The organism is Stenotrophomonas sp. 22LJNL06-5-1 (assembly GCF_056861455.1).
In genome coordinates this window covers 346,446-370,629 of sequence record NZ_JBSPUE010000004.1, presented here as the reverse complement: position 1 = coordinate 370,629, position 24,184 = coordinate 346,446, and the positions used below count along the sequence as shown (strand labels likewise).

Here is a 24,184-nt window from a genome sequence, read left to right as displayed (position 1 = left end):
GATGCCCGGTGAATTCAGTCTCCACGGAGTGTTCGTCCCGACCCTGCTCGGGTTGATGTTGTTGGCCTATCTGGTCAACAGCGGCCTGCACGCGCTGCTGCAGCGTGCCGGTGCCTATCGCCATATATGGCACCCGCCACTGTTCAACCTGGCGCTGTACGGGATCGTGCTTGGCCTGCTGTTCCACCTCCTGCGTTGGATGCAATCGTGAACAAGATCGTGAAGAAGACCCTGCCGGTGCTGCTCACCAGCGCAGCCGTGATCGTCGCCCTGCTGGTGCTGCGCCAGTTGTGGGTCTATTACATGGATGAGCCGTGGACCCGCGATGCCCATGTCGGCGCCGACGTGGTGCAGGTGGCGCCGGACGTGTCCGGGCTGGTGGAAACGGTGCAGGTGGCCGACAACCAGGCGGTGAAGAAGGGTGACCTGCTGTTCGTGGTCGACCGCGCCCGTTACCGCATCGCGCTGGAGCAGGCCAAGGCCAGCCTGGGTGAGCGCCAGGCCTCGGTGGCACAGCTGCGCCGCGAGATCGGTCGTGACCGCAGCCTGCAGGACCTGGTTGCCGCCGAGGACGCCGAAGTGCGCCGCGCCAAGCTGCAGGCCGCACAGGCTGCGCTGGCCACCGCACAGGCGGCGGTCGACCTGGCCGAGCTCAACCTGGGCCGCACCGAGGTGCGCGCACCGGCCGACGGCCGGGTCAACGACCGCACCATGCGCGTAGGCGACTACGTGGTGGCCGGCAAGCCGGTGCTCGCGCTGTTGGACACCGGCTCGTTCCGCATCGATGGCTACTTCGAGGAAACCCGCTTGCGCGGCGTGGCCCCGGGGCAGAGCGTGGACATCCGCCTGATGGGCGAATCGGCCCCGCTGCGCGGCCATGTCGAGAGCATCGCCGCCGGCATCGAGGACCGCTACCGCAGCAACGGCAGCACCCTGCTGCCGAACGTGACCCCGGCCTTCGACTGGGTGCGGCTGGCGCAGCGCATTCCGGTGCGCATCGCCATCGACGAAGTACCCAAGGGCGTGGAACTGATCGCCGGTCGCACCGCCACGGTGACCGTGGACACCGGCCGCCATCCGCACAACGACAAGGCCGGCACCGCACCGACACAGGCGGGCCTGTGAACGCTGCCCTGCCCCGTCTTGGCCTGATCGTCGCGCTGGCCAGCCTGGCCGCATGCAGGACCGTCGGCCCCGACTACGCGCTGCCGGAAGGGTCGGCGTTCAAGCGCCCGGAAGCCAATGCGGCCTTCATCGATACGCAGAACCCGCAGGTGGCCGCCAACCAGGCGCTGCCCGACCGCTGGTGGTCGCTGTACAACGACCCGGTACTGGACGGCCTGATCACCCAGGCACTGCGTGACAACGTGGAACTGAAGGCCGCCGATGCGCACCTTCGCCGTGCCGCAGCGGTGTACGAACAGGCACTGGACGCCGGTGGCTTCGAGTACGAAGCCGAGGCCGGCGTCAGCCGCGCGCAGCTGTCGGCCGAATCGTTCCTGCAGGAGCACGAGCTGCCGGTGATCAACCTGGCCGATGGCAAGTTCGCGGTCAGCTACCAGTTCGACCTGTTCGGCAAGCTCAAGCGCGGCGCCGAAGCGGCGCGTGCCGACGAGCAGTCGGTCGCCGCAGCGCGCGACCTGGCCCAGGTCAGCGTGGTCGCGCAGGTGGCTGACAGCTACCTGGAAATCTGCCACGCCAACCACGAACTGCACGTGGCCGAGCATTCGCTGCAGCTGCAGCAGCGCAGCCGCACGGTCACCGAGCGCCTGATCGCGGCCGGTCGCGGTACGCCACCGGAACTGGCCCGCGCCAATGCCCAGGTGGCGCTGCTGGAGGCTGCACTGCCGCCGCTGCATGCGCAGCGCTCGGCGGCCGCGTATTCGCTGGCCGCCCTGCTCGGGCAGACACCGGGCCAGCTGCCGGCCGGCGTGATCGACTGTGCAGATGCCCCCAGCCTGGCGCAGCCGCTGCCGGTCGGTGATGGCCGTGCGCTGCTGCAGCGCCGCCCGGACGTGCGCCAGGCCGAACGCAAGCTGGCCTCGGCCACCGCGCGGATTGGTGTCGCCACCGCCGAGCTGTACCCGGACATCCGCCTGGGCGCCTCGCTCGGTGCCGCCGGCCTGCTGGAGGACTTCGGCACGCCGATGACCCAGCAGTGGTCGATCGGCCCGCTGATCTCGTGGACGCTGCCGTCGTCCGGCACGCACGCACGCATCCACGCCGCCGAGGCCGGTGCCGATGCGGCCCTGGCCGAGTTCGACCACACCGTGCTGCAGGCGCTGCGCGAGACCCAGACCTCGTTGGACCGCTATGCGCAGGACCTGCGCCGGCTACAGTCGCTGCGTATCGCGCAGGAGCAGGCCGCACTGGCCGCCGAGCAGAACCGCCGCCTGTACCAGGGCGGCCGCACGCCGTACCTGTCCAGCCTGGATGCCGACCGCAGCCTGGCCTCCAGCGACGCCACCCTGGCCGCCGCCGAAGCGCAGGTCTCGCGCGACCAGATCCACCTGTTCCTGGTATTGGGTGGTGGCTGGCAGGCCAGCGCCGCCGCGCCCAACGCCTCGACCGCAGCGAAGTAAGCCATGAACGCGCTGACCGACCGCCAGGCCTGGCTGTTCTCGATCAAGACCTACCTGGCCGCGGTGGCCGCGCTGTACATCGCCATGGCCGGCAACCTGTCGCGCCCGTACTGGGCGATGGGCACGGTGTACATCGTCAGCCAGCCGCTGCTGGGCCCCACCCGCGCCAAGGGCGTGTACCGCATCGTCGGCACCCTGGTGGCCGGTCTGGCCACCCTGCTGGTGCTGCCGGCGCTGGTGGAAACGCCGCTGGTGCTGAGCGCGGCGATGTCGATCTGGCTGACCGGCTGCCTGTTCATGGCCCTGCTCAACCGCGGGCCGCGCGGCTACGCGTTCCTGCTGGCCGGCTACACCACCGCCTTCATCGGCTTCCCGGCAGTGACCTCGCCGGAAACCATCTTCGACACGGTGGTGGCACGTAGCGAGGAGATCATCCTCGGCACGGTGGTGGCCGTGCTGTTTGCTTCGCTGCTGTTCCCGGCCTCGGTGCGCCCGATGCTGCGCGCCCGCATCGGCAACTGGATGGAAGACGCCGCGCAGTGGTGCCGGCAGATCCTTGAACGTGGCCGCGCGCACGCGCCGCGCAACCGGCTGGCCGCCGACCTGGTGCAGTTCGAGGCGCTGATCGAGTTCCTGCGCCGCGATGATCCAAGGCATGCCGGTTCGGCGGTGTCGATGGAGCGCCTGCGCGAGCGCATGCTGCTGCTGTTGCCGGTGCTGTCGTCGATTGCCGACCGCCTGAGTGCGCTGCGCAGCGACGGCCAGGCCCTGCCCGAAGGGCTGCCGGCACTGGTGGACGATATCCATGACTGGCTGGATGGCCCGACCAACGCCAGCGAGTACGCCCGCCTGCGCGCGCGCATCAGCGCACTGAAGCCGCAGGTGGACCGCGACCTGCAACATCTGCAGCTGGCCAGCCTGCTGCTACGCCTGGAGGAGCTGGTGGACCTGTGGCAGGACTGCCGCACCCTGCAGCACGCCATCGACCACGGCACCGCGCCGCTGGACCGCGCGCACTACCGCATCCGCACCGAACGCGTGGCTGCCGACAAGCACGTCGACTACGGCATGGCGCTGTTCTCCGCGCTCAGTGCCGGCGTGGCACTGATGAGCTACTGCGTGCTGTGGATCGCGCTGGGTTGGGAAGGCGGCGGCAACGGCGCGATGATGGCCGCAGTGACCGCCGCGTTCTTCGCCGCACAGGACGATCCGGCACCGAGCATGGTGTCGTTCCTGGTATGGGCGATGGTCGCCTCGGTGGTGGCCGGCGTGTACCTGTTCGGCGTGTTCCCGGCGGTGCACGACTTCGGCCTGCTGGCGCTGGTGCTGGCGGTGGCGTTCCTGCCGCTGGGGCTGATGCTGCACCACCCCAAGAGCGCACTGTTCGCGCTGCCGCTGACGGTGAACCTGGCCGCACTGCTGAGCCTGCAAAACACCTACAGCGCCAACATCCAGACCTTCCTCAACTCGTCGATCGCGATGTTCATCGGCATTGGCTTTGCGGTGGTGATGACCCGCCTGTTCCGTTCGGTGGGCGCCGAGTGGACCGCGCGCCGGCTGGTGCGGCAGGGCTGGACCACGCTGGCCGAAGCCGCCGAAGGACGTGGCCAGCAGGACCGCCAGCGCTTCGCCGCGCGTATGCTCGATCTGCTGGGCCTGCTCGCGCCGCGCCTGGCGGCAACGCCGGAGGGCAGCGACATCGCCTCGGTGGACATGCTCAATGAAGCGCGCATCGGCCTGAACATCCTACAGCTGCGCCGCGCCCGCCTGGAACTGCCCGAGCGCAGCCGCGAAGCGGTCGAGCACATTCTGGAAGAGATTGCCGTGCATTACCGCCGTCAGATCGCCGCGCGCAAACCGATTGTGGCAGCCGACGCGTTGCGAGAGCGGCTGGATACCTCGCTGGGACGGGTCGGCAGCGTGGCCGCCTGCAAGGCCCGCGACGAGGCGCTGATGGGCCTGATCGGCCTGCGCTTCGCGCTGTTCCCGGAGGCGAAGGCGCTGGCGCCGGGGTGGGCGGACGCCGACGCTGCATCAGCCTGATAATGATCGGTGGCGCCGGGCGATGCCCGGCAGCCTTTCGCCACGGCAGCAGGATGGTTCAATGAGTTACGACATGATGGTGTTCGAGGCCAGTGCCGCCCCACGTGAGGCGGCGGCTTTCATCGCCTGGTTCGAAAAGCAGACGCAGTGGAACGAGCGCCACGAGTACGACGACCCGGCGGTCAGCAGCCCGGCGCTGCAGGCCTGGTTTGCGGAGATGGCGCAGGACTTCCCGCCGATGAACGGGCCGCTTAGCAACGACGATGACGACCGTGTCGAAGTGACCGAGTACAGCATCGGCCGCGAGGTGATCTACGGCGCGTTCGCGTATTCGGTGGCCGAGCGCGCGCACGGGCGCGTGCAGGATCTGGCCGAGAAGCACGGCGTGGGCTTCTTCGATGTGAGTGCTGATGAAGCGGCGATCGTGTTCCCTGATGGTCTGGTATTGATCGCTGAATGACGGGGGCGGCAGGGCGGCACCCTGCACCTGCCGAATCAACGGCAACGGCAACGTCAAATGCGTGCTATCCGTGGGTTGGCGGGGTGGGTCCGGTTGAGGGGGACGCTGCAAGTACGTCCATGTAAGCTCGGTCGCCGCATCCATGCGGCTCACGCCCCCTCAACCGGACCCACCCCGCCTTCGACAGTTTCCTGCGATCTGTCGGCACGGCGTTCTGCTCTGGTGGGTGTCAACCTTGGTGGACACGGTAGATCCACGCCATGCGTGGATGAACGTCGGAATGATCGAAGTACGCTTTTGTAGAGTCGAGCCATGCTCGACTGCTTCTGCCTGGCGATCAGGTGAAGGGGTCAGAGCCCGTTCCCGATGGGAACGGGATCCGACCCCGGTTCAGAACAACTGGCCCTGCACCGTAGGCTGTTCGATGCGTGCCGGTGCTTCGGCCACGTCTTCCGCACCCAGCCGCCAGGCCAGGCCACCCAACCGGCTGGCGTGGCGTTTCAACGCGGCCTGCAGCACCTCTGCGCTGCCGGCCACATGCAGTACCTGGCGGGCGCGGGTCAGGCCGGTGTAGACCAGCTCGCGCGACAGCACGCGGCTGTCCTGGCGTGGCAGCTGCAGCCACACTTCATCGAACTCCGAGCCCTGTGCCTTGTGCACGGTCATCGCGAAGGCGCTTTCGTGCGCGGGCAGTGCCGCCGGGTGGAAGGCACGTGGTTGTTCAATGGTGTCGCCGGGGAACCAGGCCACCATCGCGCCGCTGCCATCGCGCAGGCAGATGCCGATATCACCGTTGAACAGGCGGTGCCGGTAGCTGTTCTCGGTGACCAGCAGCAGGCGGCCCTGGAAGTAGCCCGGGGTGTTGCCGGCCAGCAGCTGTTCGATGCGGCTGTTGAGCCCGCGCGCGCCCTGCGGGCCTTCGCGCAGCGCGGTCAGCACGCGCAGGCGCCCGGCCTGGTGCAGGGCATGTACAGGGTCGGCGGCCTCGGCCAGTGCGCGCCAGTGGCCCAGCAGATGCTCGCGCTGGCCACGCAATGGATCGGCTTCGCCTTCGTGGAAATGCACGCCGGCCAATGCACCGCCGCGCAGCAGCTGCAGCGCGGTACTGCTGTCGCCCTCGCGCACGGCATGCGCCAGCGGTGCCAGGTCCAGCGCATCGCTCTGCCGGTAACCCCGCTGCAACTGCACCCGGCGGCCAGCGAAGGCGCGTGGTGCCGCCTGCGGCTGCAGCGTGGCCGGCGCCAGCAGGCCATGCAGTGCCTGCGCGTCGTCGGCGCGGGTACCGATGCCATCACCGCTGGCACGCAGGATCGCACTGAGCACGTCGCCGGCCTCGACCGACGGCAACTGATCGGGATCGCCAAGCAGGATCAACCGGGTGCCGCTGGCGATCGCGTCGACCAGTTTGGCCATCATCGGCAGATCGATCATCGAGGCTTCGTCGACCACCACCACGTCCACCGGCAGCGGATTGTCGGCGTGGTGGCGGAAGCGTGGTGAATCGGGAATCACGCCGAGCAGGCGATGCAGGGTGGTGCCGGTACTGGGCAGCGCCGTGCACAACGCCGGGTCCAGTCCTTGTTCCTGCAACCGTTGCACGGCCACGCGCAGGCTCTCGGCCATGCGCTCGGCGGCGCGCCCGGTAGGCGCGGCCAGCGCCACTTCGGGCAGCGGCTGGCCGGCGTGCCGGGCCTGCGCGGCCAGCAGCAGCAACAGGCGCGCGATGGTGGTGGTCTTGCCAGTGCCGGGGCCGCCGGTGACCAGTGCCAGCGGATGGCGCAGGGTCACGCCGGCTGCGCGGGCCTGGTGATCTTCGCTGTCCGATGCCTGCGGGAACAGCTGCGCGAACAACGGTGCCAGCGCGGCCATGTGCGGCGGCGGCAATGGATGTCGACCGATACGCTGCAGGCCGGCGGCCAGCTGACGCTCGTACTCGCGGTAACGGCGCAGGTAAAGCAGGCCGTTTTCCAGCACCAGCGGCGCATCCTCGGCGATGGCCTCTGCCTGGTCCGGCGTCGCTACCCACGGCGATGCACGCAACTGTGCCAGCCAGTCCTGCGCGGCAGGCCACGCGGGCACGCCTTCCAGCAACCGCTGCGGTTGCGCGGGGTCGAATGCGGCGTGGCCCTGCGACACCGCCAGCGAGGCCAGCGCCGCCGCCAGCGCCACGCTCTCGGGCGTGTCGTCGCGCAGCCGCTGCAGGCTGGTCGCCAACGCATGATCGAGGGTGCGCAGCTGGCCCTTCTGGTGCAGTTCCTTCAGCAGGCTCATGCGCTGGCTCCACGGGCACGTGCGGCCAGTTCGGCCTGGGCCTGTTCGCCACCGGCGAACAACGCATCCAGTGCATCCACCAGCGCCAGCGGGAAGCGGTCCACATGCACGCCATTGCCGGTGCCATCCAGGCCGCGGCAGAACAGGTAGCGGATGCCGCCCATGTCACGCTCGTAGTCGTAGGCCGCGCCCAGGCGGAAACGCAGCCATCGATGCAGGGCCACGGTATAGATCAGCGCCTGCAGGTCGTACTCACTGTGGCGCATGGCAATGGCCAGCAGGTCCGGGCTGTAGCCCGGCAGCCGGTTGGATTTGTAGTCGAGCACATACCAGCGGCCATCACGCACGTAGGTCAGGTCGATCATGCCGGTCATCAGCCCTTCCAGGCGACGGCGCTGGCCGAAGCCGCGGCGCGCGCTGGAAACGCCGTGCGCATGCAGCACCTGCAGCAGCGCCGGCACCGTGGTCGGCTCGATGGCGAAATGGAAGTCGATTTCCGCGCGGCGCTCGCCTTCACCCAGGCTGTGCAGCGCACCGCCTTCGGGTAGCGGCACGGTGAGCGTGTGGCCCACCAGCGGCACCAGCACGGCCACGCCATCGTCCAGGTCGACGTCGGCATAGCCTTCATCGTGCAGTGCCTTGCGCAGCACATCGGCCTGGCCCTCGGGAGCTTCCAGGCCCGGTTGCCAGTCACCCCATGCGGCGAAGTCGACGTTCTCCATCGCCTCGTGCAGCACGTTGCCGAAACGGCTGCCCATGAAGCGCGGATCGATCGGCACGTTGTCTTCGACGACGGAGGCGGGTTCGGGCAGCGCCGGTTCCAGCGGCAGCTCCGGGCCGGCCGGTTCGTCGGCGGCCGGTGCCGGCAGCTCGGTGGCCGCCGCTTCGATATCGTTGCCGGCACCGGCGTCCGCGTGGGCCAGCTGGGTGAAGCTGTACACCCACCAGTCGTGCGGCACGCGCCGGGTCAGAGCACGCACCGCCGGAAGGTCACCTTCCACTTCGGCCGCCAGCTGCGGCAGCGCGGCCGGTGCCTCACTGTCATCGATGTGCACATCGGCGTGCGCGCGCAGCGCCTGCAGGTCACCCAGCAGCGGCGCCAGACGCGTCTTGCCGAGCCCGGCCAGATCACCCACGGCGATCCACAGCGCATGCTCGGCACGGGTCAGTCCCACATACAGCAGGCGCGCATCCTCGGCGCGCTGCTCGCGCTCACGCTGCGTGCTGGCCGCTTCCCAGGCCCCATCCTTGTCCAGCTTCCAGTGCAGCTGGCGCTCGCCGCCAACGTGCACGGTGCAGTGCGAGGCGGTGTTCGGTGCGCCGCCGTCGATGCCGACGAAGGGCAGGAACACCAGCGGATACTCCAGGCCCTTGCTCTTGTGCAGGGTGATGATCTGCACGCGGCGCGCATCCGATTCCAGGCGCAGCAGCTGCTGCTCGTCATCCTGGTCGGCGCTGGCCATCTGTCCCTGCAGCCAGTCCAGCAGGCCATGCATGCCCAGCGCCTGTGCCGAGGCTTCCTGCAGCAGTTCACCCAGCTGCAGGTAATTGGTCAGGCGGCGCTCGCCGTCGATCAACGTCAGCAGGCGTTCGCCCTGCGTGGCACAGACATCGGCGATCACCGCAAACGGTCCGCCGCGCTGCCAGCGCTCGCGCCAGTGCAGCAGCTGCGCCTGGAACTCGCGTTGCAGGTCACCCTCGCGCTCCATCGCCGCGATCGCGCTTGCCCGCTGGCCAAGCAGCACGGTGGCCAACACCGCACGCAGGCGACCTTCGTCCGCCGGTTGCAGCAGGGCCAACAGCAGCGCGCGGAGATCACGCGCTTCGGGGGTGGAAAACAGGCTCTGCTTGCCGGCCGCCACCGCGGGAATGCCGACCGCGGCCAGCGCGCGCTGTACCAGGGTGGCCTCGCGATGTGAGCGCACCAGCACCGCGATATCACCGGGCTGCACCGGGCGCCCACGCAACACGGCATTGCCCGCACGTGCCTCGACCAGGATCTGGTGAATCGCGGCCACGCAGGCCTGGGTCGCCGCATCGCGCGAGGCATCGGCGCTCATCGCCTTGTCGCCGCCACTGCGCAGCACACGCAGGGTGAGCGCCGCGGCGGCATGGCCGTCGCGCTGGTAGTCCTCGTCGGTACGCACGCCACCGGCACGCACTGGCTCGAACTGGATGTCGCGTTCGAGGAAAGCGTCTTCGCCACCGTTGTCGTACAGCGCCTGCAACGCGCGCAGCACAGACGGTCGCGAGCGGAAGTTCTGGTCCAGCACCGGCGCCTGCTGCGCCACCTGCTTGGCCTTCAGGTAGGTGTGGATATCACCGCCGCGGAAACCGTAGATCGCCTGCTTGGGGTCGCCGATCAGGAACAGCGCCGGTGCCAGGCCCAGCTCGCGCACCTCCGGCGAATCACCGAACACGGTGTGGAAGATGCCCCACTGGCGGTCGTCGGTATCCTGGAACTCATCGACCAGCGCGATGCGGTACTGCGCGCGCAGCTGCTTGACCAGCGTCAGTCGCTGCGGGCCTTCCAGGGCGAGTGCTACGCCATCGATCAGATCATCGTAGGTCTGTACCCGCCGCGTGCGCTTCAGCACCCGCAGCCGCTGCGTGGCTTCGGCGCGAAGCGTGTGCAGGAAATTCAGCGCGGTACCACGCAGCCAGGCATCGCGTTCGGCCAGCAGCGCGACATAGCGTGCCAACGGCGCCTGCAATGGCGACGACGGCGTGCGATCCGGGAACTTCTTGTTGGTCTTGTCGGCCAGCACCTCCGGCAGCAGTGCCGGCAGGCGTTCGCTGGCCAGCAGCTCGCGCGGGTCGGCGCGCCCGGCCCAACCCAGCAGCTGGCGGCCCAGCGGGTGCAGCCAGCCCAGCTTGTACGACACGCCGTTGATCCACTTGTTGTCGACGGCATCGCAGAGGTCAATGAAGAACTGTTCGCCATGTTCGCGCACGCTTGCGGACAGTGCCTCGGCCGCGCTCTGCAGCGCCGCGTGTGGATCGGCCAGCGCCACCGGCCGTGGCAACGGGTGCAGCGGCGGCGTGCCCAGCAGCGCGCGCAGATCGGCGGCCAGTGCGTCCGGGTTGGACCACAGCCAGGTCAGCGGCTCCAGCGTGGCCGGGTCATTGGCATGCACACGCCACAGATCAGCGGCCAGCTCCTCCAGCAGTTCACGATCGCTGGCCAGCAGTTCCGGCGGATCAAAGGTGTGGCCGCTTTCCAGCGCATGCTCGCGCAGCACGCGGGTGCAGAAACCGTGGATGGTGAAGATGGACGCCAGGTCGATCTCGTCGGCAGCCACCTGCAGGCGGCGCTTCAGTGCAGCGGCGCTCTCGGAGCCGCCCTGCAGATGACGCTGCAGCACGTCGCGGGTCAATCTCGCGTCCGGTGCTTCACCCTCGGCCGGCTCCAGATCGACCAGGCGCGCGGCCAACGCCAAGCGCTCGCGGATGCGCTTGCGCAGTTCCTGGGTGGCGGCATCGGTGAAGGTCACCGCCAGGATCTGGCCGATGCGCAGGCCCCGCTCCACCACCAGGCGGGTGAATAGCGTCGCCAGGGTGAAGGTCTTGCCGGTACCGGCGCTGGCTTCGATCAGGCGGATGCCCTCCAGCGGCAGCGCCAGATAGGGATCGCGGCTGAGGGATTCGATGCCGTCTTCAGCGATGGCGGTGTTCATGCGTTGCCCTCCTGGCGTGCTTCGGTGCCAAGAGTGCGGCCTTCGCGCACCGCACTGAAGACCACCTGGCTGTTGCGCAGCAGGTCGGCGTAGCTGGCATCGGTAGCGAACGGGTCGGCACCACGCAGCAGCAGTTGCCAGGCGTCGCTGCTGGATTCTCCCCAGCTGCGGTCGCTGCCGTGCCACTGCTTCCAGCCTTCGCTGCGCTGTTTTTCTGTCGGTGCGTTGTACAGCACCCAACCGGTATACGGGGCAAAGCGCAGCGGCTCACGCAGGCCACGCTGGCGCAGCTGCAGCAGCGCACGCAGCGCCGCGCGTGCAGCGGGAGCACTCAATGCCGGCAGCACATGCGGGCCGGGGCCGGCGTCGCCGCCATCGTGGAACTGCACAAGTGGCAGCGCGTCGCCAGCGGCGTTGGCCAGCAGCCAGTCCAGGCCCTGACGAATCACTGCATTGCCATTGAGCGTGCCGGCACGCAGGCGCACCAGCCCTTCGGGATGCCGATCGGCCACGCGTCCATGCAGGCGCACGCCGTCGATGTCCACTTCGTAGCGACGGCTTTCCAGTGGTTCGCCCTGCATCCAGCCCAGCAATGCGCTGGCATACGGGCGCGTCTTCAACTGCTCCACCTCGAACTGACGCTCGCCCAATGGACCCGAGGGCAGCAGTCCACGCGCGCGCAGCCGCGGGTACAACGGCTCGGTATCGCCGCTGAGCGTGGCGCGCACCACCGCCGCCTGCACGCTGCGCTTTTCCGGCCCGCGCGAGGACAGCACCAGCGGTTCCAGGTCATCAACCTCCTCGACATCGTCGGCCAGGCGCAGGCCCAGCGACTGTGCGAGGAACTGCCCTGCCGGGTCGCACAGGAAGCGGCGCAGGGTATCGAGCGCGACCTCGTTTTCCACCGCATCGTCGGCAGGCGGCGGCAATGGTGCGTCGAACCACGGCTGCAGGCCACCGCGCTGGCCGGTGAGGCGGCCGGCAGCCGGATGCCACTGGCGGCGATAGCTGAAGCGACGCGCGTCGCCATCACCGAACGCCGCCGGTGAGAACGGCTGCAGTGCGTGGCGCACGGTGAAGTCGCGGACCGCCGCAGGCGGATCGAGGTGATACGCGGCGGCGGCATCAATCAGTTCGCTGACCAGCACCGACGGCTCGCGCACGCTGCCATCGCGCGGATCGGCGCCGAGATAGCTGAGATAGAACACCTCCTGCGCGGCGGCGAACAGCTGCAGGAACAGGAAGCGGTCATCCTCGCGGGTGGAGCGGTCGCCCGGGCGGCGCCGCGGCGTATCCAGTTCGGCAGTGAGCTGGTTGAGACCGGCGGCAGGGTCACGGCGCGGGAAATCGCCATCATTGAGACCGAGCACGCAGATCACCCGGAACGGCAGCAGGCGCATCGGCACCATGCGGCCGAAACTGATGCCACCGGTCAGCAGCGGCGCGCGCGTATCGGCCTCGCCCAGCGCGCCGGCGAAGTGCGCGCGCACCACGTCCGGTGGCACGCCTTCCGCGAAGCCGGCCTTGGCGGCATCTTCGGCGAACTGGTTGAGCAGCTTGCGCAGGCGCTCCAGCGCGCGCTGGCTGTTGGGCGAGCTGGGCGCGGTCGGCAGCAGTGCATCCAGCAGCGACAGCAGGCGTTGCCGCCACTGCGCCGGGGTCAGCAGCTCGCCCAGTCGGCGCTGGTAGATGGCCAGCACGCGCAGCAGGCGCAGCAGCCGGTCCAGCGCGTCCAGCGCACCGCCTTCCAGTTCGATCCACGGCGCCACCCCGGCCAGGTCGGCCTCGCTGCCGGTGGCATGGCCGAGTACCAGGCGATCCAGCGCGAACTGCCAGGTGTAGGCGTCGTCCGCCGGGGCCTGGTGCTGGTTGCGGTGTTTCGCATCCAGGCCCCAGCGTGCACCGGCCTGTTGCAGCCAGCCATGCAGGCGGTCGAAGTCCACTGCTTCCAGCCCGGCCGCCTCGGCCAGCGGCGCGCTGGCCAGCAGGTCCAGTACTTCATTCAAGCCAAAGCGCGAGACCGGCAGGCCCAGCAGGTGCACGAACACATCGGCCAATGGCTCGCCCGCCAGCGGACTGCTGTCCGCCAGCGCATACGGAATGTGCTCCTCCTCGCCGCCGCGACCGCCGAACACCGCTTCCAGGTATGGCACATAGGGATCGATGTCCGGCGCCAGCACCGCGATCTCGCGCGCCTGCAGCGGCGGGTCGAAGCGCGGGTCCTGCAGCAGGCTGCGCAGCTGGTCATGCAGCACCTGCAGCTCGCGCAGGCGGGTGTGGCAGGCATGCACCTGCAGGCTGGGGTCGTCGCTGCGCAGGCCGTCGCGCAGCTCGCCCGAGGGCAGCGCGCGGCGGTGGAACAGGTCACGCTGCAGGCGATGCAGCAGGCTGTCGGACAGGCCGCCTTCGTCCAGGGTCGGCCGGGTGTCCTCCTCCGGATCGGAATAGGCGGCGATTTCGCCGGCCGGATGCACCACCTCGTAACTGCCCAGCACCGCCATGAAATCGCGCCCGGCCGCACCCCAGGCTTCCAGCAGGCGGTTCTCGCCGGCCGCTTCACCGAAGGGATCGGGCGCGCCGCTGCGCAGGCGCTCGGCCAGCGTCTGCAGGTCGCCCCAGTACGACTGCACTGGGGTCGGCATATAGAAATGCAGCTCGCCCACCCGCGCCTGGGTGGCCATCACCCGCAGCACGTCGGGGGAGATGTTGAGCGTCGCGAACGCAGACATGCGCTGCGGCAAGCCCTGCGGCAGCGGCTGGCCGGCGCCTTCGAAGCGGTCCAGGTACTCCTGGATGCGGCGGGCGCGGTAGTCGTGGCCATGGGTGATGGTGCGCCACAGGATCGCCTGCGGATCGGCCGGATCGGCACCGGCGGCCCAGCGCAGCAGCCAGTCACGGCGCCAGGCCTGGTACTTCTCGAACACCGAGGCCAGCTCGCCGGCCAGCGCCCACGGTTTCAATGCGTCGTCGCCGGCAAGATAGGACTGCAGCGCGCGCATCGGTGGCTGCTCCAGCAACGCCGGGTCACGCAGTGCCTGGTACAGCTTCCAGTGCAGGCCGGCCGCGTCCAGATCGTCCTGCTCTCCGCTGACGTTGGCCTTCAGCGCACGCGCCACGAACTCACCCGGGGTGAGGAATTCGAGATTGGCAGCCACACCGAACTCGGCCGCCAGTGTCGCCTGCAGCCAACGCCGCATCGCCACCTGCGGGATCAGCACCACTTCCGGCGCCAGCAGCGGCTGGCCCGGTACCGGCGCACGCACGTTGCGCGCCAGCAGCGCAGCCAGCACGTCCAGCGAGTTGGAATGGTAGAGGCGGAAATCGCTGCCTGGGTCACTCATCATGCACAGTGTGCAGGACGGCAGGCAGTATTCAATGGTCAGCCCGTCGCCGGTACGGATTGTTCCGGGATGCCGGCCGATTGTCCCGGCCTGGCAAGGGTCCTGCCGTGCCACAATACTGGACCGTCCAGTCTGCTTATGTTCAGCCGACGGGCCCGATCCTTCGATGTCTAAAAAACGTTAATGGTGCCCATGTCGGCTTCCGCCTCCAGTCTGGTGCAGTTATCCAACGTCCGCATCGACCGGAGCGGACGCACGATCCTGCGCGACGTGTCGCTGCAGGTGCCCAAGGGCAGCATCACTGCGGTGCTGGGTCCGTCCGGCAGCGGCAAGTCGACCCTGCTGGCGGCGCTGACCGGCGAACTGCGCCCGGTCGCCGGCGAGGTCACCCTGTTCGGCAAGCCGATTCCGCATGACAGCGGCGCGCTGCTGGAAATGCGCAAGAGCGTGGGCGTGCTGCTGCAGGGCAACGGCCTGCTGACCGACCTCACCGTGGCTGAGAACGTCGCCCTGCCGCTGCGCACGCACACCCGCCTGCCGACCACCGTGCTGCGCCGGCTGGTGCAGATGAAGCTGCATGCGGTGGGCCTGCTGGCCGCCGCCGATGCCTGGCCGCGCGAGCTGTCCGGTGGCATGGCGCGCCGCGTGGCGCTGGCCCGTGCACTGGCGCTGGACCCGCCGCTGATGATCTACGACGAGCCGCTGACCGGGCTGGACCCGATCGCCTCGGGGGTGATCATGAGCCTGATCCAGCGCCTCAACCACAGCCTGGGCCTGACCAGCATCATCGTCAGCCACCACGTGCACGAGACCCTGCCGATCTGCGACCAGGTGATCGCGATCGCCAATGGCGGCATCGTGTTCCAGGGCACGCCCGAGGCACTGCAGTCCAGCCAGGACCCGCTGCTGCGGCAGTTCCTGCACGGCCAGCCCGATGGCCCCATCCCGTTCGATGCCGCGCCACGCGCGAGGGTTGCCTGATGCCGTTCGTCCAAGCCACCCGCTCGCTTGGCCGCGCCGGCCTGTTCTCGCTGACCGTGCTGCGCGGTTCGCTGCCCACGCGTGATTTCCTGGCCGAGCTGACCCGCGAGATCTACAAGATCGGCGCGCGCTCGCTGCCGATCATTGCCGTCGGCGGTGCCTTTGTCGGCCTGGTGCTGACCCTGCAGGGCTACCGCACGCTGACCACCTTCGGCGCGGCCGACGCGCTGTCGACCCTGCTCGGCCTGTCGCTGTACCGCGAGCTGGCACCGGTGCTGACCGCGCTGCTGTTCATCGGTCGCGCCGGCAGCTCGATCGCCGCCGAACTGGGCCTGATGCGTGCCACCGACCAGATCAAGGCGCTGGAGCTGATGGCGATCGACCCGGTGGCCAAGGCGGTGGCGCCACGCTTCTGGGCGGCGGTGCTGACCGTGCCGCTGCTGACCGGCATCTTCTGTTCGCTGGCGATCAGCGCCAGCTACTTCGAAGCCGTACACGTGCTGGGCCTGGACAACGGCGTGTTCTGGTCGGCGCTGCGCAACAGCGTGGACTTCTGGGACGACTTCGGCGTGGCGATGCTGAAGTCGGCGATCTTCGGCGGCACTGCCGCGCTGGTCGCCGCCTATGTTGGTTTCCATGCCGAGCCGACCATTGAAGGCACTTCGGTGGCGACCACCCGTGCGGTGGTCAACGCTTCGCTGCTGGTGCTGATGTTCAACTTCGTGCTGTCGGCAATGTTGTTCACCTAACCCCTCCACCGGCGGTGCGCAGGCGCGCGCGGCCACAACGACTCGATCAGGTAATCCACATGGCCATCCGCGGTCCCAGACTCGAATTTTCCGTCGGCGCCTTCCTGCTGCTGGCCCTGGCCTCGCTGATGGTGCTGGCAGTGGCCTCGACCAACCAGCGCTGGAGCTGGGGCAGCGAAGGCTATGACCTGAAGGCGCGCTTCTCCCAGGTCGGCCAGCTGCGCAAGCAGGCGCCGGTGAAGATCGGCGGCGTCACCGTCGGCCAGGTCGCTTCGATCGACCTGGACCCGGTGAAGTTCGAATCGATCGTGACCCTGCGCATGGACAGCAAGGTCAAGGACCTGCCGGCGGATACCTCGGCCGGCATCTTCACCAGTGGTTTGCTCGGCGAGAGCTATATCGGTCTGCAGCCGGGCGGTGATCCGGACGTGCTCAAGGCCGGCGACGAGATCGTCTTCACCCAGCCGGCGGTGGACCTGATCCAGCTGGTCGGCAAGTACATGTTCAGTGGCGGCGCCGGTGGCGGTGCTGCTCAGAAGCCCAACGATGGCGCGCAGGCGCCTGCAACGGAACCGCAACCATGAAGATGAAACTGATCCCGGCCCTGCTCGCCTCGGCGCTGCTGGCGGCCACCCCGTTCCTGGCCCAGGCCCAGGCCGCCGCACCTGCTGCTACCGCAACGCAGGGCCAGGCCGGCAAGGTGGTGATCGATGCCAGCAGCCGCATCCTGTCCACGCTGCAGCAGCGCAAGAGCGAGTTCACCAGCAACCCGGCCAGCCTGCGCAGCTACATCGACAGCGAGCTGACCCGCACCTTCGACCGCGACTACGCCGCGCGCCTGGTGCTGGGCCCGCACGCCCGCGGCGCCTCCGACGCCGACATCAAGCTGTTTGCCGATGCGATGGCCGACAGCCTGATGCAGCGCTACGGCTCGACCCTGCTCAACATCCAGGGCAAGCCGAGCTTCCGCCTGAAGGGTGAAAGCCCGCTGCCGGGCAATCGTGGCGTGCGCGTGAGCACCGAACTGGTGCGCGCAGGCAACGAGCCGACTCCGGTCGAGTACTGGATGCGCAACGTGAACGGCCAGTGGAAGATCTTCGACGTCAACATCGAAGGCATTTCCTACGTGCAGACCTTCCGCAACCAGTTCGACACCCCGCTGCGCCAGAAGGGCATCAAGCAGGTGGCCACCGAGCTGCACAGCGGCAGCATGCAGGCCGGGCCCGCGGGCAATGGCAAGTAACGCACTGGCGCTGCTGGAAGGCGACACCCTGCGCCTGCGCGGGGTGCTCGACCGTGCCGCGGTGATCGCGCTGTGGCCGCAGCTGCAGGCCCTGCCGGCGAAGCTGTCACGGCTGGAGCTGGGTGAGGTCGAACGCGTGGACAGCGCCGGCCTGGCGCTGCTGGCCGAGCTGGCCGCACGCGCGCGCAAGAGCGGTCACCCGCTGGCAGTCTCCGGCGCGCCGGCCGGCTACAACGAGCTGAGCGCGGCCTACCGGCTGTCGCCCGACCTGGATTTCAACGCTACTTCTGCTGCGAGCTGACATGAACGTCGTACGCACTTTCCCCCTGATCGTCCTGGCCACCGCCCTGACCGCCTGCGCCGGCAAGCCCGCACGCAGCGATGCACCGGCAGCCAGCACCGTGGTCCCGGCCAGCACCATCGCCGAGGCCTCCACCCCCACTGCCGGTACCGGAACGGTCGACGCCGCGCCGGCAGCAGCCGTGGTTGCCGCACCTGCACCGGCCACGCCGCCATCCGCACCAGCCCGCAGCGCCGACACCGATGCGGCCAGGGCCGCAGCGGCGACCGCACCCGGTGGTGATGACGACTTCGATGCCCTCTATGGCGGCGCAGGCAACACCGGCAGCGCGGCGGCCTACGATCCGTGGGAACCGTTCAACCGCAAGGTGCACACCTTCAACAACGCGGTTGACCGCGGCATCGCGCGCCCGCTGGCCACGGCCTACACCCACGTGGTGCCGCGCTTCGCGCGTACCGGCGTCAGCAACTTCTTCAGTAACCTGCGCGCACCGGTGACCATCACCAACCAGCTGCTGCAGGGCCGCGGTGCCGATGCGTGGGACAGCCTCGGCCGCTTCCTGATGAACAGCACGCTGGGGATCGGCGGCCTGTTCGATCCGGCCAGCAAGGCGATGGTGCCGCGTCGCAATGAAGACTTCGGCCAGACCCTCGGTGCCTGGGGCTGGCGGCGTTCGCGCTACGTGGAACTGCCGTTCTTCGGCCCGCGTACCGTGCGCGATGTGTTCGGCCTGGCCGGTGACATTCCGCTGTCGCCGATCCGCCGCATCGAAGAGGACAAGATCCGCATCGGCCTGCAGGGCCTGCAGCTGGTCGATACCCGTGCGCAGCTGCTGGCGATCGACGACCTGCGTGACACCGCCGTGGACGAATACTCGCTGGTACGCGATGCATGGATGCAGCGCCGCAACTACCAGATCGAGAACGATCTGCGCAGCAAGCGCGACCGTGGCCACGACGATGCCAATTCGCCGATCCCGGTGGATGCCATGCCGATGCCGAGCTGGAGCAACTGATCGCTGCAGCCCGTGCATGAAAAAACCCCGCCTCGGCGGGGTTTTTCTTTTCCGGCAGGTGCCAACCTCGGTTGGCACGCTTTCCTCAGGCGGCCAGCGCGGCCTCGATGGCCTCGCGCAGGCGCGCGTCATCGGCAGCCACGTCCGGGGCAAAGCGCGCGATGACCTTGCCGTCGCGGCCAACCAGGAACTTCTCGAAGTTCCACAGCACCGCCGGTGCTGCGTGGATCGGGATCTCCTTGCTGGCCAGGCGCTCACGCAGCGGGCCTTCGCCGATCGACTGCGGCTGGGCCGCGGTCAGCTGCTGGTACAGCGGGTGGGTGTCGTCACCGGCCACACTGATCTTGGAGAACATCGGGAAGCTGACGTCGTAGGTGAGCTGGCAGAACTGCTGGATCTCCGCCTCGCTGCCCGGCTCTTGGCCGAGGAAGTTGTTGGCGGGGAAGCCCAGCACTTCCAGGCCCTGCGCGTGCTTTTCCGCATACAGCGCCTGCAGGCCTTCGTACTGCGGGGTCAGACCGCACTTGGAGGCGACGTTGACCAGCAGCAGCACCTTGCCCTGGTAGTCGGCAAGCGAAGACGGCTGGCCGTCGATGGTGGTGAGGGAAATGTCCTGGATCGAGGTGCTCACGCGGGGGCTCCGGCAACAACGGGGAATGGCCCACCAGCATAGCGCCACGCGCGCTGTTGGTAGTGCCGGCCGCTGGCCGGCACGACGATCAATCCACGCAGATCGTGCCCTGTGCCTTGCCGTCATCAATGCGCTGGCGGCAACCGAAGTTCTGGCGCACGTCGCGCTGGCAGGTACCGGTGGCGGCACTGCCGGCGGCCACGTCGCCCGTGGCCAGGCACTGGCCGGTGCAGTCGCTCTTGCGGCTGCAGGCCTTGCCGGCGTCGGCATGGGGAATCACGCACTGCTCGCGCTGCAGCCGGCCGAGCCGTTGCAGGGTGCCGCCGGCGGCCTGGCAGTCGACGTCGCGCGCTTCGCGGTACGCCTCGGCCGCTTCGGGGCTGGTCGCTGCGGCGGGCGCCGCCGCCGTATCGGCAGCCGGTGGTGCGCTGCTGCAGGCGGCAAGCAGCGCGGTCAGGACAAGGCTGGTGAAGCGGCGCAGGCGCATGACGATACCTGATCGAAGCGGACAGGCCGCCAGCATACGCATCGGCGATGCAGGCGGCGTGTCAGCGTGGCTCAGGCCTCGTCGCCGTCGCTGCCTTCCTCTGCCGGCAGCGCGTCCGGCAGCAACTGGCGGCTCTGCTCAACCGGCAGCGACTCGACGTCCCTCAGCTTGCGGGCGATCGCGCGGGTGCGCACCCCGGTCTGGTCGATCTGCTTGCTGGCCTGGTCCAGCTTGGCCTTCACGTTGTCCAGCACATCGCCAAACTTGCCGAACTCGGTCTTCACCGCACCCAGCAGGCTCCACACCTCGCTGGACCGCTTCTCGATGGCCAGCGTGCGGAAACCCATCTGCAGGCTGTTGAGCAGTGCGGTGATCGTGGTCGGCCCGGCAACCACCACGCGGTGGTCGCGCTGCAGCAGGTCGACCAGGCCCGGCCGCCGGATCACCTCGGCATACAGGCCCTCGGTGGGCAGGAACATCACCGCGAAGTCGGTGGTGTGCGGTGGCACGATGTACTTCTCGCAGATCGACTTGGCCTGCACCTTCACCGCTCGTTCCAGCTGCGCACCCTGCACGCGTACCAGTTCGGCGTCGCCCTGTTCCTGCGCGTCCAGCAGGCGCTCGTAGTCTTCGCGTGGGAACTTGGAGTCGATCGGCAGCCACACCGGCGTGTCATCGCTGCTGCGGCCCGGCAGGCGCACTGCGATATCGACCATCTCGCCACTATCCGGGCGTACCTTCACCCCGCGCGCGTACTGCTCCTGGATCAGGGTCTGCTCGAGGATGTTCTCCAGCTGTACTTCACCCCAGCTGCCGCGCGTCTTGACGTTGGTCAGCACGCGCTTGAGGTCGCCCACGCCGGTGGCCAGCTGCTGCATCTCGCCGAGGCCACGCTGCACCTGTTCCAGACGCTCCGAGACCAACTTGAAGGACTGGCCCAGGCGTGTTTCCAGGGTGGACTGCAGCTTTTCATCCACCGTCACGCGCATCTGTTCCAGCTTCTGCGCATTGTCGCTCTGCAGCGCGCGCAGCTGTTCTTCCAGCGTCGTGCGCATCTCGGCGATGCGCTGCTCGTTGCGCTGGGTCAGTTCCTGCAGGCGCAGGCCAAGGCTTTCGGTCAGCCGCTGCTGCGACTGCGCGCCCTCCTCGCGGCCCTTGCGTGCATCGTCCACCAAGGTCTGGCGCAGCGCGCCGAGCTGGGTATCGGTACGCCCGGTGAGCTCCTGCAGCTGCTGGCCAAACGCATGGATGCGGGCTTCCTGCTGCTGGCCGAAGGTCTCCAGCTGGCCGCGCAGTTCCTGCAGCCGCTGTCCCATCAACGCCGCGCCCCGCTGCTGGCTCTCGGCCGCTTCGGCGCGCGCCTTGCGGGCATCTTCGCTCAGTGCTTCGCGCAGCAGGTCCAGGCGCTGGTCGGTGCGGGTGGACAGATCGGTCAGCGCGCGGGCGAAGCCATCGAGCTGTTCGCGCAGCTCGCTGCGCCCGGCGCGCGCCTCCTCACGCACCGCCTGTTCCAGGCGGTCATGCGGCGGACGGCGCAGCAGGGCAACCAGCTGCAGGATGAGCACGGCCAATAGAAGGCCGCCAATGAGCAGATATTCGGTTTGCATGGGGCAAGTGTAGGCTGGCCGAGTCTCAACTGCTGCGTCAGGACCATGCTCGCTCTGTACGGAAAGCCCACCTCCATCAATGTGCGCAAGGTGCTGTGGCTGTGCGCGGGGTTGGATCTGCCCCTGCAGCACGAACCGGCCCCCCCGCCGGACCTGCTGGCCACGCTGAACCCCAACCGGCAGGTGCCGGTGCTGCGCGATGGCGACTTCGTGCTGTGGGAATCCAACAGCATCTGCCGCTACCTGGCCGCACACGCCGATCGCGAGGATCTGCTGCCACCTGCAGCGAAGGACCGGGCCCGGGTGGAGCAGTGGATGGACTGGCAGGCCAGCGACCTCAACAGCGCCTGGCGGCACGTGTTCATGGCGCGCGTACGCCAGCATCCGGACTACCCGGACGATGCCAGCGCCGGGGCCAGCCTGGCGCAGTGGAACCGGCTGATGGGTGTGCTTGAAGCCCAGCTAGCCGCCACCGATGCCTACGTGGCGGGCAGCACCTTCACCCTTGCAGATATCGTGCTGGGGCTGTCGACCCAACGCTGGCGCAGCACACCCGGCAGCAAACCGGCGCTGCCACACCTCGCAGCATGGTTCGAACGCCTGCGGCAGCAGCCCGGTTTCGCCGAACACGTCGACAACGGCGTGGCCTGAGCAGGGGTCAGATCCCTTTCCCTTTGGGAAAGGGATCTGACCCCAAGGGCGCGGGAACCACCTGCCTTACCAGCCTTCCAGCACGATCTTGCCCTTGGCGCGCTGGCTCTCCAGCAGCGCGTGGGCGCGCCGCAGGTTGGCCGCGTCGATGCGCCCGAAGTGCTCGCCCAGTGTGGTCTGCAGCACGCCCGTGTCGATCAGCTCGGCCACCCGGTTCAACAGGTCATGCTGGCGCTGCATGTCGGCGGTGCGGTACAGCGGCCGGGTGAACATCGATTCCCAGTGCAGTGACAACGCCTTGCGCTTGAGCGCCATCACATCGACCTGGCCGGGATCATCGATCAGGCCCAGCTGGCCCTGCGGCGCCAGCAGTTCCACGATCTGCGTGTAGTGCTGGTCGGAATGGGTCAGGCTGGCCACGTGCTGCACCTCGCTGATGCCCAGCCGCGCCAGGCCTTCGGCCAGCGGCAAGCTGTGGTCGATCACGTGGTGTGCGCCCATTGCGTACGCCCAGTCCTGGGTATCCGGACGCGAGGCGGTGCCGATCACGGTCAGCTTGGTCAGCTTCCGCGCCAGCTGCACCAGGATCGAACCGACACCACCGGCCGCACCGATCACCAGCAGGGTCTGGCCTTCGCCGCCGCCCTCGGGGATGCGCAGGCGGTCGAACAGCAGCTCCCAGGCAGTGATTGCGGTCAATGGCAACGCTGCGGCGGCCGCATCGTCGAGACTGGCCGGCTTGCGGCCGACGCTGCGCTCATCCACCAGCTGGTATTCGGCATTGCTGCCCGGGCGGTCGATCACGCCGGCGTAGTAGACCGCATCGCCGGGCTGGAACAGGGTCACTTCGCTGCCCACCGCGTCGACGATGCCGACCGCGTCCCAGCCCAGCACGCGCGGGCCATCGGTGGCCACGCCGCGACGGACCTTGGTGTCGACCGGGTTCACCGCCACCGCGCGTACCGCCACGCGCAGGTCACGCGGGCCGGGCTGCGGCAGCTCCAGTTCGATGTCGATCAGGGCCTGGGCATCATCGATCGGCAGGCCGGCTTGGGTATAGGCAATGGCGCGCATGGCAGCGGTCCAGTGGGGAAGGAGGCGACAGGTTGCGCCGCGCGCGCTCCCGCAGAAAGGCGCAGAATCGGGCAGCACTTTCACTCTGGCGATGAAGATGATCCGCTTCGACGATCTGCAGCTGTTCGTCCGCACTGCCGCACTGGGCAGCTTCTCGCAGGCAGCACGCGAGGCTGACCTGCTGCCGGGGCAGGTCGCCGCGGCGGTGGCGCGGCTGGAACGCGAGCTGGATCTGCGCCTGTTCGTGCGCACCACCCGCAGCCTGCGCCTGACCGGCGAAGGTGCGCTGTACCTGCCGTATGCGCAGGAGGTGCTGGCCACCCTGCGCGAGGGCCAGGCGCGCGTGCAGGGCGAGGACACCGAGCTGCACGGCACCCTGCAGCTGTCGGCGCCCTCGGACCTTGGCCGCAACCTGCTGCTGCCCTGGCTGAGCGCGTTCCGCGCCGCGCACCCGCGGCTGCGCCTGCACCTGCGCCTGTCCGACGAAGTGGCCGATGTGTTCCGCGATCCGGTCGACGTGGCCATCCGCATCGGCCACTTCGACGACGCCAACTACGTCGCCCTGCCCTTGCTGGAAGGCAATCGGCGCGTACTCGCGGCCTCGCCCGGCTATCTGCGGCGGCGCGGCACGCCCACCCGTCTGGACGAGCTGCGTGAGCACGACTGCCTCATCTACCAGCTCAGTGGCCGCGCCTACGATCGCTGGTCGTTCGAGGTCGACGGGCGCCGTAGCGTGATTCCGGTGCGCGGTCCGCTGGTCTGCGACGACGCCGATGTGGTGCGACGCTGGGCCGTGGCCGGCGAAGGCATCACCTACAAGTCCTGGCTGGACCTGCGCGAGGACGTGCTGGCCGGGCGTCTGCAGCTGCTGCTCGACGGTGTTGGCAGCAGCATTCCGTTGCAGCTGGTATGCCCGCACCGCAAGCAGTTCTCGCCCGCGGTACGGCAACTGCATGCGCAGCTGCGCCAGCACCTGCAACCGCTGCTGTCTGGCATGCCGGGTGGGTCAACCGGCCCCCTGTCGCCAATCCCGGCGCTGACCGACAATGGCGGTCCCCCGTAACAAGAGAA

Annotated in this window: 20 protein-coding genes; 13 read left to right on the top strand and 7 right to left on the bottom strand. The window is 68.7% G+C overall.

Annotated features, from left to right (window positions below):
• Position 1: 1 nt before the first annotated feature.
• The 5 genes from AC13GF_RS11875 (at position 2) to AC13GF_RS11855 (ending at position 5,085) form a co-directional block, all read left to right on the top strand.
• Entirely contained in the window at positions 2-211 is a 210-nt protein-coding gene (locus AC13GF_RS11875) for a DUF1656 domain-containing protein (RefSeq protein ID WP_005411696.1), read from the top strand.
• Positions 208-1,125, top strand: a complete 918-nt coding sequence (locus tag AC13GF_RS11870) for an efflux RND transporter periplasmic adaptor subunit (RefSeq protein WP_181453341.1) — start codon at positions 208-210, stop codon at positions 1,123-1,125. Before AC13GF_RS11875 ends, AC13GF_RS11870 begins: the two co-directional genes overlap by 4 nt.
• Positions 1,122-2,582 carry an efflux transporter outer membrane subunit gene (locus AC13GF_RS11865; protein WP_483004729.1) on the top strand — a complete coding sequence of 487 codons (1,461 nt, stop codon included), beginning with the start codon at positions 1,122-1,124 and terminating at the stop codon, positions 2,580-2,582. Before AC13GF_RS11870 ends, AC13GF_RS11865 begins: the two co-directional genes overlap by 4 nt.
• 3 nt (positions 2,583-2,585) lie before the next feature.
• Complete coding sequence (locus AC13GF_RS11860) at positions 2,586-4,625, top strand: FUSC family protein (protein WP_483004728.1); 2,040 nt, start codon at positions 2,586-2,588, stop codon at positions 4,623-4,625.
• Positions 4,626-4,686: 61 nt separating this feature from the next.
• On the top strand, positions 4,687-5,085 hold the full coding sequence (locus tag AC13GF_RS11855; RefSeq protein ID WP_483004727.1) for a hypothetical protein: 399 nt from the start codon (positions 4,687-4,689) through the stop codon (positions 5,083-5,085).
• A 390-nt stretch (positions 5,086-5,475) separates the two neighbouring features.
• On the opposite strand, the gene recD is transcribed toward AC13GF_RS11855, so the two are convergent.
• The 3 genes from recD to recC are packed head-to-tail and all read right to left on the bottom strand — an operon-like array spanning position 5,476 to position 14,377.
• Complete coding sequence (recD, locus tag AC13GF_RS11850) at positions 5,476-7,356, bottom strand: exodeoxyribonuclease V subunit alpha (RefSeq protein WP_483004726.1); 1,881 nt, start codon at positions 7,354-7,356, stop codon at positions 5,476-5,478.
• Positions 7,353-11,033 carry an exodeoxyribonuclease V subunit beta gene (recB, locus tag AC13GF_RS11845; RefSeq protein WP_483004725.1) on the bottom strand — a complete coding sequence of 1,227 codons (3,681 nt, stop codon included), beginning with the start codon at positions 11,031-11,033 and terminating at the stop codon, positions 7,353-7,355. Before recB ends, recD begins: the two co-directional genes overlap by 4 nt.
• On the bottom strand, positions 11,030-14,377 hold the full coding sequence (gene recC / locus AC13GF_RS11840; protein WP_483004724.1) for an exodeoxyribonuclease V subunit gamma: 3,348 nt from the start codon (positions 14,375-14,377) through the stop codon (positions 11,030-11,032). The genes recB and recC overlap by 4 nt, the downstream gene beginning before the upstream one ends.
• A gap of 189 nt (positions 14,378-14,566) precedes the next feature.
• Here recC and AC13GF_RS11835 point away from each other — a divergent pair, with 189 nt between their 5' ends.
• From AC13GF_RS11835 to AC13GF_RS11810, 6 genes are read left to right on the top strand one after another with little or no spacing between them, the layout of a single operon-like run.
• On the top strand, positions 14,567-15,355 hold the full coding sequence (locus tag AC13GF_RS11835) for an ABC transporter ATP-binding protein (RefSeq protein ID WP_483004723.1): 789 nt from the start codon (positions 14,567-14,569) through the stop codon (positions 15,353-15,355).
• Positions 15,355-16,104, top strand: a complete 750-nt coding sequence (locus AC13GF_RS11830) for an MlaE family lipid ABC transporter permease subunit (protein WP_005414955.1) — start codon at positions 15,355-15,357, stop codon at positions 16,102-16,104. Before AC13GF_RS11835 ends, AC13GF_RS11830 begins: the two co-directional genes overlap by 1 nt.
• A 59-nt stretch (positions 16,105-16,163) precedes the next feature.
• Positions 16,164-16,688: an outer membrane lipid asymmetry maintenance protein MlaD gene (mlaD, locus tag AC13GF_RS11825; protein ID WP_010487482.1), complete on the top strand. Its 525-nt coding sequence runs from the start codon at positions 16,164-16,166 to the stop codon at positions 16,686-16,688.
• Entirely contained in the window at positions 16,685-17,347 is a 663-nt protein-coding gene (locus AC13GF_RS11820; protein ID WP_483004722.1) for an MlaC/ttg2D family ABC transporter substrate-binding protein, read from the top strand. Before mlaD ends, AC13GF_RS11820 begins: the two co-directional genes overlap by 4 nt.
• Positions 17,337-17,648 (top strand): STAS domain-containing protein, encoded by a 312-nt coding sequence (locus tag AC13GF_RS11815; RefSeq protein ID WP_032128488.1) that lies wholly within the window; start codon positions 17,337-17,339, stop codon positions 17,646-17,648. The genes AC13GF_RS11820 and AC13GF_RS11815 overlap by 11 nt, the downstream gene beginning before the upstream one ends.
• Position 17,649: 1 nt before the next feature.
• On the top strand, positions 17,650-18,663 hold the full coding sequence (locus tag AC13GF_RS11810; protein ID WP_483004721.1) for an MlaA family lipoprotein: 1,014 nt from the start codon (positions 17,650-17,652) through the stop codon (positions 18,661-18,663).
• A gap of 85 nt (positions 18,664-18,748) precedes the next feature.
• Here the strand turns inward: AC13GF_RS11810 and AC13GF_RS11805 are convergent, their stop codons facing one another.
• The 3 genes from AC13GF_RS11805 to AC13GF_RS11795 all read right to left on the bottom strand — a co-directional run bounded on the left by AC13GF_RS11805 (position 18,749) and on the right by AC13GF_RS11795 (position 21,388).
• A complete protein-coding gene (locus tag AC13GF_RS11805; protein WP_005411710.1) occupies positions 18,749-19,294 on the bottom strand; it encodes a glutathione peroxidase in 546 nt (181 codons plus the stop codon).
• 88 nt (positions 19,295-19,382) lie between these two features.
• On the bottom strand, positions 19,383-19,781 hold the full coding sequence (locus AC13GF_RS11800) for a hypothetical protein (protein WP_483004720.1): 399 nt from the start codon (positions 19,779-19,781) through the stop codon (positions 19,383-19,385).
• Between the two features lie 71 nt (positions 19,782-19,852).
• The gene (locus AC13GF_RS11795) at positions 19,853-21,388 is read right to left on the bottom strand and encodes a DNA recombination protein RmuC (RefSeq protein WP_483004719.1); all 1,536 of its coding nucleotides are present in this window, start codon (positions 21,386-21,388) and stop codon (positions 19,853-19,855) included.
• Positions 21,389-21,433: 45 nt separating this feature from the next.
• Here AC13GF_RS11795 and AC13GF_RS11790 point away from each other — a divergent pair, with 45 nt between their 5' ends.
• Positions 21,434-22,039, top strand: a complete 606-nt coding sequence (locus AC13GF_RS11790; protein WP_483004718.1) for a glutathione S-transferase family protein — start codon at positions 21,434-21,436, stop codon at positions 22,037-22,039.
• 66 nt (positions 22,040-22,105) lie between these two features.
• Here AC13GF_RS11790 and AC13GF_RS11785 read toward each other — a convergent pair whose 3' ends face one another.
• Positions 22,106-23,113: a zinc-binding alcohol dehydrogenase family protein gene (locus AC13GF_RS11785; protein WP_483004717.1), complete on the bottom strand. Its 1,008-nt coding sequence runs from the start codon at positions 23,111-23,113 to the stop codon at positions 22,106-22,108.
• A 91-nt stretch (positions 23,114-23,204) separates the two neighbouring features.
• Here AC13GF_RS11785 and AC13GF_RS11780 point away from each other — a divergent pair, with 91 nt between their 5' ends.
• A complete protein-coding gene (locus tag AC13GF_RS11780) occupies positions 23,205-24,176 on the top strand; it encodes a LysR substrate-binding domain-containing protein (RefSeq protein WP_483004716.1) in 972 nt (323 codons plus the stop codon).
• The last annotated feature ends 8 nt before the right edge of the window (positions 24,177-24,184 follow it).